This window comes from Buttiauxella sp. BIGb0471, assembly GCF_024807715.1.
Classification (GTDB): domain Bacteria; phylum Pseudomonadota; class Gammaproteobacteria; order Enterobacterales; family Enterobacteriaceae; genus Buttiauxella; species Buttiauxella agrestis.
This window is the reverse complement of record NZ_JANUEU010000002.1, coordinates 424,650-442,116: the sequence shown is the minus strand read 5'-3', so window position 1 is coordinate 442,116 and position 17,467 is coordinate 424,650. Positions and strand designations below refer to the sequence as shown.

Genomic DNA, 17,467 nt, shown 5'->3' with positions numbered 1-17,467 from the left:
GAAATTTCCCTGTTAAAGGTCTAGCTCTGTAAAGGATATAAGGATATAGAGAAGAGGAGCTTAACAGAGGCTTTATCGATTAATGATTCATGCTTGTATGTATAATCTTATATTCCAGGACTGGACATCAAAAAATTTAAAGCACACAATAATTCTCGGTTTTATTAATTGAACCAAGAATAGAAAAATAATATTTAAACCTGTTAATTCTTGTAACTAATATCCATAAAGAGTTAATTACCTATGGCCCGAAAAACAAAAGCCGATGCGTTAAAAACGCGTCAGCATCTTATTGATGTCGCAATCACACTATTTGCTAAAAATGGCGTCTCCACGACCACCCTTGCCGACATCGCTGATGCAGCGGGCATGACCCGCGGTGCGATTTACTGGCACTTTGACAGCAAGGTTTCACTGTTTAATGAAATCTGGAATATTCAGTCGTGTATCACTTTGGAAATAAGGCGAAAACTCAAAATCCAGAACCCGGATAATGATTTAAAACTATTGCGTGAAATCATAATCGAGACATTAAAATTCATTTCGACAGATCGCCGACAACATGAACTTCTACAAATTCTTTACCATACGTGCGAATTCAATGGGGAAATGTATTCTGAGAGGGAAATAAGAGAGCGTTACTGGTTTAATCGGGAAAGAATGAAAAAATTATTGCGCAATTGTATTTCAAAAGGGCAAATCCCTGTTAATACCAATGTCGAATTGACGATAACCATTATTCACGGTTACCTGAGTGGGATAGTCAAAAACTGGCTGATGCAGCCAGAAAATCTCAATCTTTACGAGCAGGCTCCTGAAGTGGTGGATAATCTTATTTTGATGCTGAAAAAATCCGCGTAAGGGTGATGAATGTCGGATGGCGCTTCTGTACGACCAACTTTTTAGGTTTTGTAGGGTGGATAAGCCGCAGGCGTCATCCACCCTACAAATATTACAAATCTTTGAACGTTCCCAGGCGATATCCACGCTCTGCAATCGCGTATTTAAGCGAAGGCGAGGTCAGCACATCCAGTTCCGCCAGACGCGGGTAACAGTACTTGCTGGCGAGTATCGTGTTATCAATAAATGACGGGTGACACATAATCTCGAGTGACTGCTCGCCGCGCGCTGTTGACCTTTCCAGGGTTTCGAGGAAAAGCGCTTCGGAAATGGCATCGCCATAAAAGCCGCTATCGAAACCTTCGGCTGTCTTCACACCAACACATTCAAGCTCAGCTGGTAACGCGGCATCGTAGTCGAAACGAATCGCCACGCCCTTCTCTTTGGCAAACGCTTCAACGATAGGGTAAATCTGCGGGATCATATGCACGTGGTGATGGCTGTCGAGATGGGTTGGCATACGGCCAAACAACTCGATAAATCTCGCAAACTGGCATTCCAGCTCATGCTCAATTTCTGCCAGCACCAGGGAGCCTTCTTCGGCGCGCTGCCAAATCCATTTACCCAGTTCACCCTTATCATCCACCAGACCTGGCATAGCAGATAAAGGCCGACCCAGCGTCAACACAAAGTGCATGCCAATCGCCAAACCTGGATGTTTCGCGCTCAGCGCCACCGCATGCTCAATACCTGAGGCGTTAACCATAGCGGTGGTCGAAGTCACAACCCCGTGGGTAAATGCGTCAATAATCCCGTAATTCTGTGCCTTACATAGCCCAAAATCATCCGCGTTAACAATTAATAGCTTGTCCATTGTCGCCTCGCGAGGTGCCTTCCCTTTGCAGGGAAGGCTTCCGGTTATTTAAGTGCAGCAATCGCCTGCGCGAAGTTTGGCAGATTCGCTTCGTGTGCCAGCAGCAAGTCGCGAGCAATTTTTTCTGCATCTTTATCAGAATGAATCAGCGGGCTTAAGTTGAGCGCCAGCAGAACATCGTTAAAGTTACCGCTCAGAGCCGCTTCACTTGCCGCAACTTCAAAGCCTTTGATGGTGTAAATCAGGCCCAGCACTTTTTCGTCAAAATGGGTAATGCGCGGAGTTGGCGTTGCACCATCGCGACCGATTGTACAGGTCATTTCAACCGCCCAGTCTGCCGGAATATTATCTACATGACCATGATGCGGCACGTTAACGTAATGCTCGCTTTGCTTGTCGTTATAGATATCGCTGATGACTTCGCAAGCTGCGTCAGAGTAGTAAGCACCGCCACGCAGTTCCAGCTCTTTTGGTTTCACGTTCAAAGCAGGATCTTTGTAAAGCTCGAACAGTTGTTTCTCAACTTTCTGAACAACCGTTGCACGGGCGCCACCTTTATAGAACTCACCCATTTCAATAGCCAGCATCTCTTTTTGCTTGAAGTAGTAGAGCAAGTAAGAGCACGGCAGCAAACGCAGGGAACGGATCAGGCCTTCACTGAACGGCAAGTCAAAGATGTTTTTGACCGAACCCGCAGTCAGCGTGCCGGATGCAACGCCATCAAGCAGCTCGTCGAAACGAGAGGTTCCGTTAACGATGACATCTTTGATGAACACCATGTGGTTCAGGCCGAACAGGTCGATATTCAGTTCATCAGTCGGGGCAAGTTTCAGCACATCTTTAATGAACATTTTCATGCCCACAGGGATGTTACAAACGCCAATGAACTTCTTGAAATCTGTGTGGCGATAAACCGCCTCGGTGACCATACCGGCCGGGTTGGTGAAGTTGATAACCCATGCGTCTGGGCAGATTTCTTTCACATCATTAATGATGTCGAAAATCACCGGAATAGTACGCAGGCCTTTGAATAAGCCGCCAGCACCGTTAGTTTCCTGGCCCAAATAGCCGTAACTTAACGGGATACGTTCATCAAGTTCACGAGCTTTCAACTGCCCGACACGCAATTGCGTGGTAACGAAATCGGCATCAACCAGTGCTTCGCGACGATCGAGGGTTTTATACAGTGCAATCGGCACAGCCGCGCGTTCAATCATGCGTAAGCAAAGATCAAAGATAATATCTTGCTTCTCTTTTCCAGCTTCAACATCAACCAGCCATAATTCAGTGATCGGCAACTCTTCGTAACGTTTAATAAAACCTTCGAGTAATTCAGGTGTATAGCTGCTACCACCACCGATTGTGACGACTTTCAATTTTTTACTCATGAGGACTCCGGTACAAGTTTATTGCACTGTAAATTAAGACAGCGATATAGATGTATTATTGAGGATTATATTTAACCCTCACTAATACATTTACAGAATATTTAATAACTCACTTAATGCTGTATAACTGCTTCCGATAATGCTGCGGTGTAAAAGAAGTTAACTTCTTAAAGTTTTTAATAAACATACTGGCACTGCTGTAACCAGACTCGAAAGCAATATCGGTAACAGAATAGTTCGTGATCTCCAGTTGTTTCTTGGCAAAATCAATTCTTATCTCATTGATAATTTGCATCGGTGTTTTGCTGTAATGGCGTTGCGTGGCGCGCGTTAAATACTCTTGCGACTTACCGGATAGCTCCACCATATTCACTAAGGCTTTATCACCAAACATCGACTTGCCATGCATCTGCTCGACGGTGTTTTTAAGCCAGACAGGAATATCTCCGCCTGATTCTGATTCTTTATGATGGCGCAGACGATTCACAATATAAAACGTCACCATCTCAAGAAATTCACTAAATTCCCCCTGACGGAAATTTAATGACGCCGTCACAGATTCGATATATGTCAGAAATTCATTCTTAATCTGATAAACCTGTGAAGCAATAAAACAAGCCGGAAATAACGGTAAATAATGCTGTTCAAAGAAAGCCTTGCTGATACCGACATTCAGGATTCTGGTCGCACCAAAATCATAAAAACTTTGATGGTAAGAACCGAGCGGGATGAAAACAAAACTCCCTCTTTCCAGCAGCACACGTTTACCGTTGATTTCCTGGTAATAACGTCCTGTTAGCACCACCGTGAATTCGTAATAATCATGCTGGTGCAACCCGGAGACACTTTCGACTTTGTTGTGGATGAACATGTGGAAATGTTGACCATCAAAAAGTTGACTCTCGCGAGCGGTATTGATTTCCATACTGATTACCGGTGGCTGCATAGGGACTCCAACTTATTTTATTTTTTCGTGAAGCTCAATAAGTTCTGTCACCAGCTCGCGCGCCAGCATAGAAGTCATCAGATGGTCTTGCGCATGGACCAGCACCAGGCTGACTTTGGTTTTGCCTTCGCCCTGGTCACCTTCAATCAGTTTGGTTTGCACAAGGTGTGCTTCATTCAGTGCTTCGCGCGACTGGGCCATCAACTCCCAGGCTTTTTCAAAATCGCCAGTTTTAGCGATTTTCAGTGCGCCGTATGCAAGGCTGCGAGCCTGACCTGAGTTGATGATTAAACCCATAACCACTTCTTCAAGATCGTTAGTATCGACTTCGTTATCGACTACGTTTTCTAAATCAAACATCAAATTCTCTCCCGGTATATTTAAAGTGGTTGGGGACAGGGGGCCATCCCCAACCAAAACTACTACCCTTCATACTTCAAGCCGCATGTGCGTTGGCTTTCTCGTTCACCCCAGTCACTTACTTAAGTAAGCTCCTGGGGATTCACTGCGTTGCCGCCTTCCTGCAACTCGAATTATTGTGGGTACAGAACTTAAATTAGAATTTCAGTGCGTTAGCAATATCTTCTTCGCTTTCTTCTTCTTCGATGACAGCCTGTGCTTTGTTAGACAGGATAACGAACGGGATGTAGACACATGTCGCGACACCCAGGTTGAACAGTGCAACTAACAGAGCTGCGATACTGCCATTACTGTTAAAGAAGGCGCCCAGGCCGGTCGGCATAGTCCACGGAGCCAGGTTTGTGACCGGTGGAATAATCCCCAGAGAGTAAGCCGCAAGCGTGATGGCTGCCAGAATCGGCTGAACCAGTACGAACGGGATAAACATAACCGGGTTCATGATGATTGGCAGACCGAACAGGATAGGTTCGTTAATCTGGAAGATGCCTGAAGGCAGTGCCAGTTTCGCCACCTGACGGTGATCTGCACGACGTGAAACCATGAAGATTGCGATAATCAAGCCAAGCGTCGCACCAGAACCACCCAACAGGATGTAGGAGTCGAGCATTGGTTTCGCCCAGAAGTGGAACTGTTTACCCGCATCAAGTGCCGCTTGTACAGAGCCGTACTGGTTGTAGATTGCAATGTTTTCCAGCGCCCACGGAGTCATGATGCCGTTGTCCAGCGCGGTCAGCGCCAGTGAACCATGCACACCGAAGAACCACAGCAGGGAGTTGAAGATAACGTACGCCCAACCCACTACCGCACCCATCGACGCCAGCGGCGTAGAAATGGAATCCATAATGATCTGGTGGAAGTTGCTACCGTGATTCGCCAGCAGCCAGGAAATAATCCCGAAAATAGACAGGATAAGGAAACCTGGAATTAATGCAGAGAAGGAACGCGAAACCGAAGTCGGTACGCTATCTGGCAAAGTAATAACCCAGTTGCGGCGGATAACAAAAGTAAATAATTCCGCGACGACCAGACCAATAACAATACCGGAAATAATATTCTGACCGCCTAACCAGTTAGCGCCGACAGCATATGCTTCGCCAACACTATATGGAGTAACAGTCATAAATGCCGCTACGGATAATAAACCGGCTGCCAGTGGGTCAACTTTGCGTTCTTCAGCAAGTGCCATACCAATGAAAAAAGGAGCCATTAGCGACATAATACCTAACGTACCGTTATATACGTTGCCGCCAATGGCTTTTAACCCATTAAGGGTTTCAATGGTCGAGGGGTCTAAACGAATACCTAAAGAATAGAAAAATGAACCTGCGCCAAAACTCAGAAATACGTTATTAATTAATACAAACATGGCACCGGCAAGTGTCAATGGCATTAATTTGATGAAACCATTTTTAATTGCGTTGACGTGCGGTTGCTTCCCAATTTTCACTGCGAAAGGAAGCAATATCTTTTCAAGTGAATCAATGACTTTACTCATTTGTAATTTCCTTTATTGCCGCAAGAGTCTTGCGGCCAGGTTGTGTAAGGTCGTTCTTTGACGGAAAAATAAAACAAAATAAAAAGTTAGTTGCTTGCTGCTGCTTTCTTGATCGATGCGACGGCTGCTTTCAGCACGCCTAACCCATCAATTTTGCCGTACATTGCCGAATCAATAACTTCTACCGGCTTGCCGGGTAATACTTTTTGAATTTCTGGCAGCATGTAAGCGATTTGCGGTCCAAGTAATACCAGATCCGCATCTTTGCCCTTTTCAGCAGCCAGCGTTTCAGGCCAGGCTTCGATAATCACCGGTACTTCATACTTCTCTGCCTGCGCCTTCATTTTTGATACCAGTAATGAGGTGGACATTCCGGCAGAACAAAATAGGTAGATACGTCTTTTAGTCGTCATAATAAATTCCTCACGTTGCAACAGCCTGCATGTCGGATATCAGCACAACCCACGCCTGCAAAAGGGACTGATTGGAAAGTTCTGATTGTTTCTGGTTGAAAGAAGTATACGGCAACAATCTGGCGGGGAATAATAACGCAGGACTTGAAATTGTCTCTCCTTGACCATCCGTTTTGATACCCTTCACATTTTGGGTAAATAATTCGCGCAAAGAAAAAAGCCCAAACAGTGTTTGGGCTTTACAATTCAATGACACCAGAAATCAGTCGTAGGCATTCAACGTGCGCTGGCAAAGGGCTGAGCGTACACAATCTTGCTTGCCAAAACGAATCACACCCACCATTTCATCTTCTTCAAAACGTTGCAGAGCATCGCTCAGACCGGACTGAACACCCCGTGGCAAATCACATTGTGTGATATCGCCATTGACGATCACCGTCACGTTTTCCCCAAGGCGCGTTAAAAACATTTTCATTTGCGCTGCGGTGACGTTCTGCGCCTCATCAAGAATAACCACCGCATTTTCGAAGGTACGTCCGCGCATATAGGCGAACGGCGCAATCTCTACTTTGCCGATTTCGGGACGCAGACAATACTGCATGAAAGACGACCCTAAACGTCGCACCAGGATGTCATACACCGGGCGGAAATAAGGGGCGAATTTTTCCGAAATATCCCCGGGCAAGAAGCCGAGATCTTCGTCAGCTTGCAGGACCGGGCGGGTAACAATTATCCTGTCGACATCCTTATGTATCAGGGCCTCAGCGGCTTTCGCCGCACTGATATATGTCTTGCCGCAACCGGCTTCGCCCGTGGCAAAGATCAGCTGCTTTTTCTCGATGGCATTAAGATAGTGCTGTTGAGCCTCATTTCGCGCCGCTATTGGTGAATTATCACGGCAATCCCTGGCCATGCCGATAGATTCAACGCCGCTCATCTGCACAAGCGATGTGACCGATTCCTCTTCGCGTTGCTTGTGGCTACGCGAATCCCGTCTCAGCACACGTTTTGCTTCACGACGAGCTTTGATCACTGCTTTCTGTCTTCCCATGGATGGCACCTTACAGTTGGTTTCATTTCCCGCGTCACGACATTGGGCGCGATTATGTTCACTAACGGATGAGGTTTGGCTTCCTTTTAAGCCAGGAACTGCCGGTTGAGAGGATGCACCAGTTAGACGAGTTACGCCGCTTAGCGCATCGTTAATACATTGAGTTGTTAAAGGATTAGGTTTTTTAGCGGTGAAGATAGCGAAGCCGGAGGAGACACCTCCGCGCTGGATAGTGCGGGTAAGAAGTTTGTTCAATCGTCCGGTACAGGACCCTACCATTCGCGATCTCCAATGTGATTTAAATTCACAGCCGGGAACTACCGCTCGTGCTTTAAGTACATCAAATTTTATCTTAAATGCAACACTTATTTTACTTTAATTCAACATTCGCGTTCCGTCACGCGCTCACCCTGTTTATGACATAAAAATATTACACTTTTATATCAAAGGGCTAGCCATAGAGAAATTGAATGAATACCTGGCAGGCAAATTGTTAGCAAATGAAAAATTAGCAGGGGAAGGATTGCCCTCACCCCAGCCCTCTCCCCCAGGAGAGGGAGAAACCGGGCAGTCCCCTCTCCCCCATGAGAGAGAGAAAACCGGACAGTCCCTTCTCCCTCAGGGAGAAGGTTAGGATGAGGGTGGTTACCAAACGACAGATCAGGCCTCAATCAGCCCCTGCCCTAAATAGTGCTGCTTATCCCGAGCGCCTGGCATCACGAAGAAATACCCGCCGCCGATGGGCTTCACATACTCCTCCAGCGCCTCGCCGTTTAACCGTTGCTGCACCGCCAGAAAACCTTTCTCAAGATCATGCTGGAAGCAGACAAACAACAGCCCCATATCCAGTTGCCCGGATTTGGAAACCCCCAGCGAATAGCTATAGCCCCGGCGCATCATCAGATTGGATTGCGTCTCTTTGGTGCGCGGGTTCGCCAGGCGAATATGAGCATCCAGCGCAATCACATTACCGTCAGGATCGGCTGCATAATCCGGCTCGTCGTGCTCATTCTTCATGCCAAGCGGCGCGCCAGAGTGTTTATCGCGGCCAAAAATAGTCTGTTGCTCTTTGAGTGGTGTCCGATCCCAGGACTCAACATGGAACTGGATAATGCGCACGGCCTGATAGCTGCCACCCACTGTCCATGCGGGTTCTTGTTGATTTTCCGTCACCCAAACTACTTCATCCATCAGCGGTTTATCTTCGCTGTTTGGGTTCGCCGTACCGTCTTTAAAGCCCAACAGGTTGATAGGCGTCTCTTTGCCGCGCGAACGCGCCGCGTGGTTAGAGATAAACCCTTCCCGCTTCCAGCGCACGCTAAGCAAATCTGGCGTGTGTTTGATGATGTCACGCAACGCATGAATCACCGTGTCGGCGGTATTGGCACAAATCTGGAGCAGCAAATCACCGTGGCACAGGCTGGCATCCAGCGAGTCGTTAGAGAAGCGTTCCATTTTTTGCAGTTTTGCAGGCTTTTGCCCCTGCAAACCGAAGCGCTCGTCAAACAATGAAGTGCCTGTGGCCAACGTAATCGTCAGGTTATCAGGGTAAATTTCCGCCCCCAGAATCCCGGAGTCCATCGGTGGCATGCGCGGATTGGGCGTATCCGGTGCCGGGCCTCCGGTGGTGAGGAAGTCAAACCGCGCCGTCAGCAATTTGAATAAGCGCTCAAGATCGGCTTTATCACTAGCTAACACATCAAACGCCACCAGCATCATGGCCGCTTGTTGAGGTGTTAACACGCCCGCCTGATGAACACCGTAAAACGGCTGTTTTTCCATGCGAGCGTCTGGCGGCAAAGTGCCTGGCGAGGTTTCTTGTTTTGCCGCGTGCGCCACCGGGCAACCGCCCGCAACGGCGAGGGCGCCACCGAACGCGCCCAAACCTTTCAGCAACCGACGGCGAGCCGGAATATGCCCGCCGTTTTTGTTTTTATCTTCCATAAAACGTTATCCCGAAACCTAGTCCAGACCCAGAACGCCGCGCAGTTGAGACAGGTCTTCCGCCAGCGCCGTTACCGGCCCTTTCAGAGCATTACGATCGGCATCAGTCAGTTTGTCGTAAGTCTCGAAGCCATCTTTGGTGCGATATTTTGCCAGAATGGTGTCCACTTTCTTGAAGTTGGCATCCACTTTCGCCAGCAACGGCGCGTTATCTTTGGTCAGCAACGGACGCAGAAGATTAACGATTTTCTGTGCACCATCGACGTTTGCCTGGAAGTCCCACAGGTCGGTGTGGCTGTAACGGTCTTCTTCACCGCTGATTTTGCTCGCCGCAACTTCTTCAATCAGGCCTGCCGCGCCGCCCACTACTTTACTCGGTGGGAATGCGAGTTCAGAGATGCGCGTCTGCAAATCCAGCACGTCGGTATTCAGTTGCTCGGCATATTTTTCCATGCCTTTGGTGGTGTTATCCGCAAACAGCGCTTTTTCAAGACGGTGGAAACCGGTGAATTTTGGATCGTTAGCTTTCTGCTCGTAATCATCTTCACGGGCGTCAATGCTGCCGTCGAGGTCAGAGAACAGTTCCGCAATCGGCTCAATACGCTCGTAGTACTGGCGCGTTGGGGCATACAAGGATTTGGCTTTTTCGACATCGCCCGCTTTTACTGCGTCAGTAAACGCTTTGGTGCCTTTCACTAGCTCGGCAACTTGTGCGGTGACATACGCTTTGTATTCGGTGATCGGGCCAGCCAGTGCCATCAGATCGTTCTTCGGTGCTGTCTGCTCCCCTGCCGCTTTAACAATAAGTTTGCCTTTCGGGTTGCTTAACAAGCCGCAGGTCATATCGTATTCGCCCGCTTGCAGGTTTGCGGTCATTTTCTGCGAGAAACCAGGGGCGATATTTTCGCGCTCTTCAACCACCATCACACCTTTAAGAATTTCCCACTCCAGTGCTTTCTGGCTGTTGTTTTGAATGATGAACTGGGTTTTCCCGGCATTAACCGTAATGTTCATCGGTTCGCACTGTTTATCGGTGACAGTCACTTTTACCTGAGGAACATCAGCGGCTTGTGCCGCGAAAGCAGAAGAAGCGAACGCGAACAGCGCTGCGTGCAAAGCCTTACGACGAAAATGTGTAGTCATGGCCAATCCCTTTCAAAAATTAGTATGTTGTAACTAACGAACGTTATTTGTTGCCTGAGTGTTCATGCGCGGAGGAATGCAGAACAGCACCAGCGCCGGAATCAGGTAAATAAAGTACATCGCCACTTCGCTAACTGTCGGCGTCTCCTGGTAACCAAAAATACCTTCGAGCAGCGTTCCGGTCAGGGAATGCGTTGAAAGAACATTACTGAGATCAAATGCAATATCCTGGAAGTGGTTCCAGAGCCCCGCTTCGTGGAACGCACGAACCGCTCCCGCCGCAAGCCCTGCTGCCACCAGCAAAATAAACAGGCTGGTCCATTTAAAGAACACAGCCAGATTCAGGCGAATACCGCCCCAGTAAAGCAAGAAACCAAGCACGATAGCGGTGCCCAAACCGAGCATTGCGCCAAGCGGCGGCATGATGCCGACATCCTGCTGGAACGCTGCCAGCAAGAAGAATACGGACTCGAGGCCTTCACGCGCGACGGCGAAGAACACCATTAAAATCAGCGCCCAGCCGTGGTTGCCTTTGCTGTGCAGTGCCTCGTCAACTTTCTGTTCTAGCTGCCCCTTTACGTTGCGCGACACTTTGCGCATCCAGAACACCATCCAGGTCAAAATGAAGACAGCGATAACCGCCACGATGCCTTCGAACAGCTCCTGTTCTTTTTGCGGAAATTCACCAGTGGTTTCATTAATGAAAATACCCAGGCCCAGGCAGAGCGCGGCTGCCGCCACAACGCCAATCCACATCACACCAATCCACTGGCCGCGTTGTGTACGCTTGAGGTAGCTCGCAATTAAGCTAACAATCAGCGCGGCCTCCAGGCCTTCGCGTAACATTATGAGAAACGGAACAAACATTCCTGACACCCCAACTGTGAACTCAGGTCAAAAGACGTAAAGAAAAGTAAAAGAAGAACGATTGTGATTATCATTACGGCAAAAATAAACACAAGAAGAGAATTTGGTTATTTATGTACACTTGTAAAAAAGGCCGCTGAATGCGGCCTTTGAGAGAATATGCAGTCCCTGAATTTTACTCAGGCTGTAACTTTGATGGTGGCGCGGTGTGGTAAATCTCATCCGCTTGTTCAAAGCGTTTTTGCATGGTGGCACTTGGTGCTTTACCCATCAGGCTAACAACCACAATGCCGATGCTGCCGAAGACGAAACCTGGGATGATTTCGTACAGACCCAACCAACCGAACTGTTTCCAGACGATGACCGTCACAGCACCGATGATCATCCCCGCCAGTGCGCCGTTGCGCGTCATGCGTGACCACATTACCGAGAGCAGCACAACCGGACCGAACGCGGCACCAAAGCCTGCCCATGCATAACTCACCAGGCCCAGCACACGGTTTTCAGGGTTTGCCGCCAGCGCGATTGCGATCAGCGCCACCACCAACACCATGAAGCGCCCTACCCACACCAACTCTTTTTGCCCGGCGTCTTTGCGGAAGAAGGCTTTGTACAGGTCCTCAGTGATTGCACTTGAACACACCAGTAACTGGCAGCTCAGAGTGGACATTACCGCCGCCAGAATGGCCGACAGCAAGATACCGGCAATCCACGGGTTGAATAGCAACTGAGCCAGTTCAATGAACACACGCTCGCCATTCTGGTTCACCGCACCCGCAAGCGCCGGGTTGTTATTGAAGTAAGCGATACCGAAGAAGCCCACAGCACACGCGCCCGCCAGGCACAAAACCATCCACGTCATACTGATACGACGCGCTTTAACGATGGTGTGATGCGAGTCTGCCGCCATGAAACGCGCCAGAATATGCGGCTGACCAAAGTAGCCCAACCCCCAGCCCATCAGCGAGATAATCGCCACGAAGTTCAGGCCCTTGAGCATATCGACATTTTCGATACTTTTTTGCTTGATAACCGCCAGGGAATCGTCAAACCCGCCGACGGCAATCACTACCATGACTGGAGTCAGGATCAGCGCGAAAATCATCAGGCTTGCTTGTACTGTGTCAGTCCAGCTCACCGCCAGGAACCCGCCAACGAAGGTATAAATGATAGTGGCTGCAGCACCCGCCCACAGTGCGGTTTCGTAGCTCATGCCAAAGGTGCTTTCGAACAGACGCGCCCCCGCCACGATGCCAGACGCACAATAAATGGTGAAGAACAGCAAAATCACCAACGCCGAAATAATACGCAGGATGCGACTCTTATCTTCAAAACGCCCGGTGAAATAATCCGGCAGCGTCAGCGCATTGTTGTTCACTTCAGTGTGAACACGCAGACGGCCCGCAACCAGTTTCCAGTTGATGTAAGCGCCCACAGTCAGGCCGATGGCAATCCAGCTTTCCGAAATACCGGAAAGGAAGATCGCGCCCGGCAGGCCCATCAGCAACCAGCCGCTCATGTCGGATGCGCCTGCTGATAACGCGGTGACGACGCTTCCCAGGCTGCGACCGCCCAGAATGTAGTCATCAAAGTTTTTGGTTGAACGCCAGGCGATAAACCCTATCAATATCATGCCGAAGATGTAGATAAAGAAAGTCACCAGCATTGGTGTACTCATAGTCATGCAAGTTCTCCAGATTTTTGCCATGCCGGAACGCAGCACAGGTTTTTATTAATTTCATCTCGCAAGCGTTTTAACACGTTATTCACAATAAATTCACCGTACAAAAAATAGCTTTTTCCTGGAGGTTGCACTCGCTCACGCTTTTCACGGTTGCACCCTCTTAAACTGTTAACTGTGTCGGTAAATTCACCCTGTCTGCGAATAATTAGCCCGCTCGCTTTCTTAGGCCAAATTTAACAATTCAATCTATTTCCCAGCTTGCTATCCAGCTCACATTTAACAAGGTTGCACAAAGTTGCAACATGATAGATATTGCCGGGTAACTTTTATCAATCCCCCCATTCAATTCCCTTCCTTCGGCTTGAAGGACAACGGGTATAAAGGAGTGACAGGCATGGGCAGCACTACCATGGGTGTTAAGCTCGACGAATCGACTCGCGAGCGCATTAAAGAAGCCGCTTCACGCATTGACCGCACACCGCACTGGCTAATTAAACAGGCGATTTTTAACTATCTTGAACGCCTGGAAAACAACGACGAATTGCCAGAACTCCCGGCTCTGCTGGCGGGTGCTGCCAACGAAAGTGAAGAAGCCGTACCGCACGTTGAAGAAACGCACCAGCCGTTCCTTGATTTCGCTGAGCAAATTCTTCCGCAGTCGGTCACGCGCGCCGCGATTACCGCCGCCTGGCGCCGCCCGGAAACCGACGCGGTGCCCATGATCCTCGAGCAAGCTCGCCTCTCCCCGGTCATCGCCGAACAAACCCACAAACTGGCTTATCAGCTCGCCGATAAATTGCGTAATCAGAAGAGCGCAACAGGCCGGGCGGGCATGGTACAGGGTTTATTGCAGGAATTTTCACTTTCTTCGCAAGAGGGTGTGGCATTAATGTGTCTCGCCGAAGCTTTATTGCGCATTCCGGACAAAGCGACGCGTGATGCGTTAATTCGCGACAAAATCAGCAGCGGCAACTGGCACTCACATATTGGCCGTAGCCCGTCTCTGTTTGTGAACGCGGCGACCTGGGGCTTGTTGTTTACTGGCCGCCTGGTTTCCACCCACAACGAAGCCAGTTTGTCGCACTCGCTGAACCGTATTATCAGCAAGAGTGGCGAGCCGTTAATCCGCAAAGGCGTGGATATGGCAATGCGCCTGATGGGCGAGCAGTTTGTGACCGGCGAAACCATCGCCGAGGCGCTCGCCAACGCCCGCAAACTGGAAGAAAAAGGTTTCCGCTACTCCTACGATATGCTGGGTGAAGCGGCACTGACCGCCGCCGACGCGCAGGCGTACATGGTTTCTTATCAGCAGGCAATTCACGCGATTGGTAAAGCCTCTAACGGGCGCGGTATTTACGAAGGCCCAGGGATTTCCATTAAACTTTCTGCGCTGCACCCGCGTTATAGCCGCGCGCAGTACGACCGCGTGATGGAAGAGTTATATCCGCGCCTGAAATCTTTGACGCTGCTGGCACGCCAGTACGACGTGGGCATCAACATTGACGCCGAAGAAGCCGATCGCCTGGAGATCTCCCTCGATCTGCTGGAAAAACTGTGCTTTGAGCCAGAACTGGCGGGCTGGAACGGTATTGGCTTCGTGATTCAGGCGTACCAAAAACGCTGCCCGTTCGTGATTGATTACCTGGTTGACCTCGCCTCCCGCAGTCGTCGCCGCCTGATGATTCGCCTGGTGAAAGGTGCATATTGGGACAGTGAAATCAAACGTGCGCAAATGGACGGCCTGGAAGGCTACCCGGTTTACACACGCAAGGTATACACCGATATCTCATATCTGGCCTGCGCCAAAAAACTGCTGGCCGTACCGAACCTGATTTACCCGCAGTTTGCGACCCACAACGCCCACACGCTGGCGGCCATTTACAACCTCGCCGGGCAAAACTACTACCCTGGCCAGTACGAATTCCAGTGCCTGCACGGCATGGGCGAGCCGCTTTATGATCAAGTGGTAGGCAAAATTGCCGACGGTAAACTGAACCGCCCTTGCCGCATTTATGCCCCGGTCGGCACCCACGAAACGCTGCTGGCGTACCTGGTGCGCCGCCTGCTGGAAAACGGCGCGAACACCTCGTTTGTTAACCGTATCGCCGATAACACGCTACCGCTCGACGAATTAGTCGCTGACCCTGTCACCGCCATCGAAGGCATTGCAGGAAAAGAAGGTCAACTCGGCCTGCCGCACCCAAAAATCCCCTTACCAAAAGAGCTATACGGCAGCGGTCGTACCAACTCAGGTGGGCTGGATCTGGCGAACGAACACCGCCTGGCCTCGCTCTCTTCTGCCCTGCTGAACAGTGCGGCACAAAAATGGCAGGCGCTGCCGATTCTGGAAAACCCTGTTGTACCAGGCGATATGGTTGCGGTGAAGAACCCGGCGGAACCCACCGATATCGTGGGCTTTACCCGTGAAGCCACGCCTGCGGAAGTCTCGCAAGCGCTGGAAAGTGCCGTGAACAACGCGCCAATCTGGTTCGCCACGCCACCACAAGAACGCGCCGCGATTCTTGAGCGTGCTGCGGTAATCATGGAAGGCCAGATGCAGCAGTTGATTGGCATTCTGGTGCGCGAAGCCGGTAAAACCTTCAGCAATGCGATTGCCGAAGTGCGTGAAGCGGTCGATTTCCTGCATTACTACGCAGGCCAGGTACGCGATGATTTCGATAACGAAACCCATCGCCCACTCGGCCCGGTAGTGTGTATCAGCCCGTGGAACTTCCCTCTGGCTATCTTTAGTGGCCAAATTGCCGCCGCCCTTGCTGCGGGTAACAGCGTGCTGGCAAAACCGGCCGAACAAACTCCGCTGATTGCCGCGCAGGGTATCGCTATTTTGCTCGAAGCCGGTGTGCCTGCGGGCGTGCTGCAACTGCTGCCTGGCCGGGGTGAAACCGTCGGCGCGCAGTTGACCGGTGATGCCCGCGTGCGTGGCGTGATGTTTACCGGTTCCACCGAGGTCGCCACTTTACTGCAACGCAATATCGCTGACCGTCTTGACGCACAAGGCCGCCCGACTCCGCTGATTGCCGAAACGGGTGGTCTGAACGCGATGATCGTCGATTCTTCCGCGCTCACCGAACAAGTAGTAGTTGATGTGCTGGCCTCCGCCTTTGATAGCGCGGGCCAGCGTTGTTCTGCCCTGCGCGTCCTGTGTATTCAGGAAGATGTCGCCGAGCACACGCTGCAAATGCTGCGCGGCGCAATGGCGGAATGCCGCATGGGCAACCCAGGCCGCCTGACCACCGACATCGGCCCGGTGATCGACAGCGAGGCCAAAGAGAATATCGAGAAACACATCCAGACGCTGCGTGGTAAAGGCCGCAAAGTATTCCAGGCCGCGCGTGAAAACAGCGTGGATGCAAAAGAGTGGCAGAGTGGCACTTTTGTCGCACCGACGCTGATTGAGCTGGAAAGCTTCGATGAGATGCAAAAAGAGGTGTTTGGCCCGGTGCTGCATGTGGTGCGCTACAACCGCAACAACCTGGAATCATTGATTAACCAAATCAATGCCGCAGGTTATGGTCTGACGCTGGGTGTACATACCCGTATCGACGAAACCATCGCGCAAGTGACCGGTTCAGCCCATGTCGGCAATATGTACGTGAACCGCAATATGGTTGGTGCAGTCGTCGGCGTGCAGCCGTTTGGCGGAGAAGGTTTATCCGGTACGGGTCCGAAAGCCGGTGGCCCGCTGTATCTGTATCGCCTGCTGGCTAACCGCCCGGATAGCGCGCTGCAAACCACCTTTAGCCGTCAGGATGCGGAGCTGCCTGTTGATACCACGCTGAAAGCCCGCCTCCAGGAAGCCCACCAGACGCTGACGCAGTGGTCAGTGAAAAAAGGCGAATTACCTGCAATTTGCGAACGTTTCGCACAGCTGGCACAAAGCGGCACTTTACGCCAACTACCGGGGCCAACGGGCGAGCGCAATACCTACGCGTTAATGCCGCGTGAACGCGTGTTATGTATCGCCGATAACGAGCAAGACGCGCTGGTGCAACTGGCGGCAGTCACTAGTGTTGGCAGCCGTGCGTTGTGGGCTGACGATAAGCTGCATCGTGAACTGGCAAAATCGCTGCCGACACTGGTACAAAAACACATCGACTTTGCAAAAGAAGATGCGCTGTTAAGCCAGTCGTTTGATGCAGTGATTTACCACGGTGATTCCGACCAGCTACGTTTGCTGTGCGAGAAAGTGGCAGCACGCGACGGTGCGATTGTTTCGGTGCAGGGCTTTGCTCGCGGTGAAACCAACCTGTTGCTGGAGCGTTTGTACGTTGAGCGTTCGCTAAGTGTGAACACCGCAGCCGCAGGCGGCAACGCCAGTTTGATGACAATCGGCTAAGTTTTCACTACGCTAAAAAGGCTCCTTTTTGGGAGCCTTTTTTAT

The 17,467-nt window shown here is 50.4% G+C and carries 13 protein-coding genes; 2 read left to right on the top strand and 11 right to left on the bottom strand.

The genetic code is table 11. From position 1 onward, the window contains the following. Nucleotides 1-243 precede the first annotated feature (243 nt). Entirely contained in the window at nt 244-861 is a 618-nt protein-coding gene (locus tag M2371_RS08565; RefSeq protein WP_172894932.1) for a TetR family transcriptional regulator, read from the top strand. Between the two features lie 91 nt (nt 862-952). On the opposite strand, the gene chbG is transcribed toward M2371_RS08565, so the two are convergent. From chbG to putP, 11 genes are all read right to left on the bottom strand, one after another. Continuing rightward, the gene (gene chbG / locus M2371_RS08560) at nt 953-1,714 is read right to left on the bottom strand and encodes a chitin disaccharide deacetylase (RefSeq protein ID WP_259267461.1); all 762 of its coding nucleotides are present in this window, start codon (nt 1,712-1,714) and stop codon (nt 953-955) included. A 44-nt stretch (nt 1,715-1,758) separates the two neighbouring features. Beyond that, nucleotides 1,759-3,102: a 6-phospho-beta-glucosidase gene (locus M2371_RS08555; protein WP_034494411.1), complete on the bottom strand. Its 1,344-nt coding sequence runs from the start codon at nt 3,100-3,102 to the stop codon at nt 1,759-1,761. A gap of 109 nt (nt 3,103-3,211) precedes the next feature. Next, complete coding sequence (chbR, locus tag M2371_RS08550; protein WP_034494409.1) at nt 3,212-4,048, bottom strand: transcriptional regulator ChbR; 837 nt, start codon at nt 4,046-4,048, stop codon at nt 3,212-3,214. Nucleotides 4,049-4,060: 12 nt separating this feature from the next. Beyond that, nucleotides 4,061-4,408 (bottom strand): PTS N,N'-diacetylchitobiose transporter subunit IIA, encoded by a 348-nt coding sequence (gene chbA / locus M2371_RS08545; RefSeq protein WP_034494408.1) that lies wholly within the window; start codon nt 4,406-4,408, stop codon nt 4,061-4,063. A 196-nt stretch (nt 4,409-4,604) separates the two neighbouring features. Continuing rightward, the gene (gene chbC / locus M2371_RS08540; RefSeq protein WP_172894936.1) at nt 4,605-5,963 is read right to left on the bottom strand and encodes a PTS N,N'-diacetylchitobiose transporter subunit IIC; all 1,359 of its coding nucleotides are present in this window, start codon (nt 5,961-5,963) and stop codon (nt 4,605-4,607) included. Between the two features lie 86 nt (nt 5,964-6,049). Then, entirely contained in the window at nt 6,050-6,376 is a 327-nt protein-coding gene (locus M2371_RS08535; RefSeq protein WP_172894937.1) for a PTS sugar transporter subunit IIB, read from the bottom strand. A gap of 262 nt (nt 6,377-6,638) precedes the next feature. Continuing rightward, the gene (gene phoH, locus M2371_RS08530) at nt 6,639-7,427 is read right to left on the bottom strand and encodes a phosphate starvation-inducible protein PhoH (RefSeq protein ID WP_034494406.1); all 789 of its coding nucleotides are present in this window, start codon (nt 7,425-7,427) and stop codon (nt 6,639-6,641) included. Nucleotides 7,428-8,087: 660 nt separating this feature from the next. After that, the gene (gene efeB / locus M2371_RS08525) at nt 8,088-9,371 is read right to left on the bottom strand and encodes an iron uptake transporter deferrochelatase/peroxidase subunit (RefSeq protein ID WP_259267460.1); all 1,284 of its coding nucleotides are present in this window, start codon (nt 9,369-9,371) and stop codon (nt 8,088-8,090) included. Between the two features lie 18 nt (nt 9,372-9,389). Continuing rightward, complete coding sequence (efeO, locus tag M2371_RS08520; RefSeq protein WP_172894940.1) at nt 9,390-10,514, bottom strand: iron uptake system protein EfeO; 1,125 nt, start codon at nt 10,512-10,514, stop codon at nt 9,390-9,392. Between the two features lie 33 nt (nt 10,515-10,547). Then, nucleotides 10,548-11,381: an iron uptake transporter permease EfeU gene (gene efeU / locus M2371_RS08515; RefSeq protein ID WP_034494401.1), complete on the bottom strand. Its 834-nt coding sequence runs from the start codon at nt 11,379-11,381 to the stop codon at nt 10,548-10,550. Between the two features lie 175 nt (nt 11,382-11,556). Beyond that, the gene (gene putP, locus M2371_RS08510) at nt 11,557-13,065 is read right to left on the bottom strand and encodes a sodium/proline symporter PutP (protein ID WP_259267459.1); all 1,509 of its coding nucleotides are present in this window, start codon (nt 13,063-13,065) and stop codon (nt 11,557-11,559) included. Nucleotides 13,066-13,459: 394 nt separating this feature from the next. Between putP and putA the strand changes: the two genes are divergently transcribed. Beyond that, nucleotides 13,460-17,422 (top strand): trifunctional transcriptional regulator/proline dehydrogenase/L-glutamate gamma-semialdehyde dehydrogenase, encoded by a 3,963-nt coding sequence (putA, locus tag M2371_RS08505; RefSeq protein ID WP_259267458.1) that lies wholly within the window; start codon nt 13,460-13,462, stop codon nt 17,420-17,422. Nucleotides 17,423-17,467: the final 45 nt, after the last annotated feature.

What these genes read in the sequence shown, in the direction of transcription:
- chbC (WP_172894936.1), bottom strand. Translation starts at nt 5,963, where the DNA reads ATGAGTAAAGTCATTGATTCACTTGAAAAGATATTGCTTCCTTTCGCA.
- chbG (WP_259267461.1), bottom strand. Translation starts at nt 1,714, where the DNA reads ATGGACAAGCTATTAATTGTTAACGCGGATGATTTTGGGCTATGTAAG.
- chbA (WP_034494408.1), bottom strand. Translation starts at nt 4,408, where the DNA reads ATGTTTGATTTAGAAAACGTAGTCGATAACGAAGTCGATACTAACGAT.
- putP (WP_259267459.1), bottom strand. Translation starts at nt 13,065, where the DNA reads ATGACTATGAGTACACCAATGCTGGTGACTTTCTTTATCTACATCTTC.
- chbR (WP_034494409.1), bottom strand. Translation starts at nt 4,048, where the DNA reads ATGCAGCCACCGGTAATCAGTATGGAAATCAATACCGCTCGCGAGAGT.
- efeO (WP_172894940.1), bottom strand. Translation starts at nt 10,514, where the DNA reads ATGACTACACATTTTCGTCGTAAGGCTTTGCACGCAGCGCTGTTCGCG.
- M2371_RS08555 (WP_034494411.1), bottom strand. Translation starts at nt 3,102, where the DNA reads ATGAGTAAAAAATTGAAAGTCGTCACAATCGGTGGTGGTAGCAGCTAT.
- M2371_RS08565 (WP_172894932.1), top strand. Translation starts at nt 244, where the DNA reads ATGGCCCGAAAAACAAAAGCCGATGCGTTAAAAACGCGTCAGCATCTT.
- efeB (WP_259267460.1), bottom strand. Translation starts at nt 9,371, where the DNA reads ATGGAAGATAAAAACAAAAACGGCGGGCATATTCCGGCTCGCCGTCGG.
- phoH (WP_034494406.1), bottom strand. Translation starts at nt 7,427, where the DNA reads ATGGGAAGACAGAAAGCAGTGATCAAAGCTCGTCGTGAAGCAAAACGT.
- M2371_RS08535 (WP_172894937.1), bottom strand. Translation starts at nt 6,376, where the DNA reads ATGACGACTAAAAGACGTATCTACCTATTTTGTTCTGCCGGAATGTCC.
- efeU (WP_034494401.1), bottom strand. Translation starts at nt 11,381, where the DNA reads ATGTTTGTTCCGTTTCTCATAATGTTACGCGAAGGCCTGGAGGCCGCG.
- putA (WP_259267458.1), top strand. Translation starts at nt 13,460, where the DNA reads ATGGGCAGCACTACCATGGGTGTTAAGCTCGACGAATCGACTCGCGAG.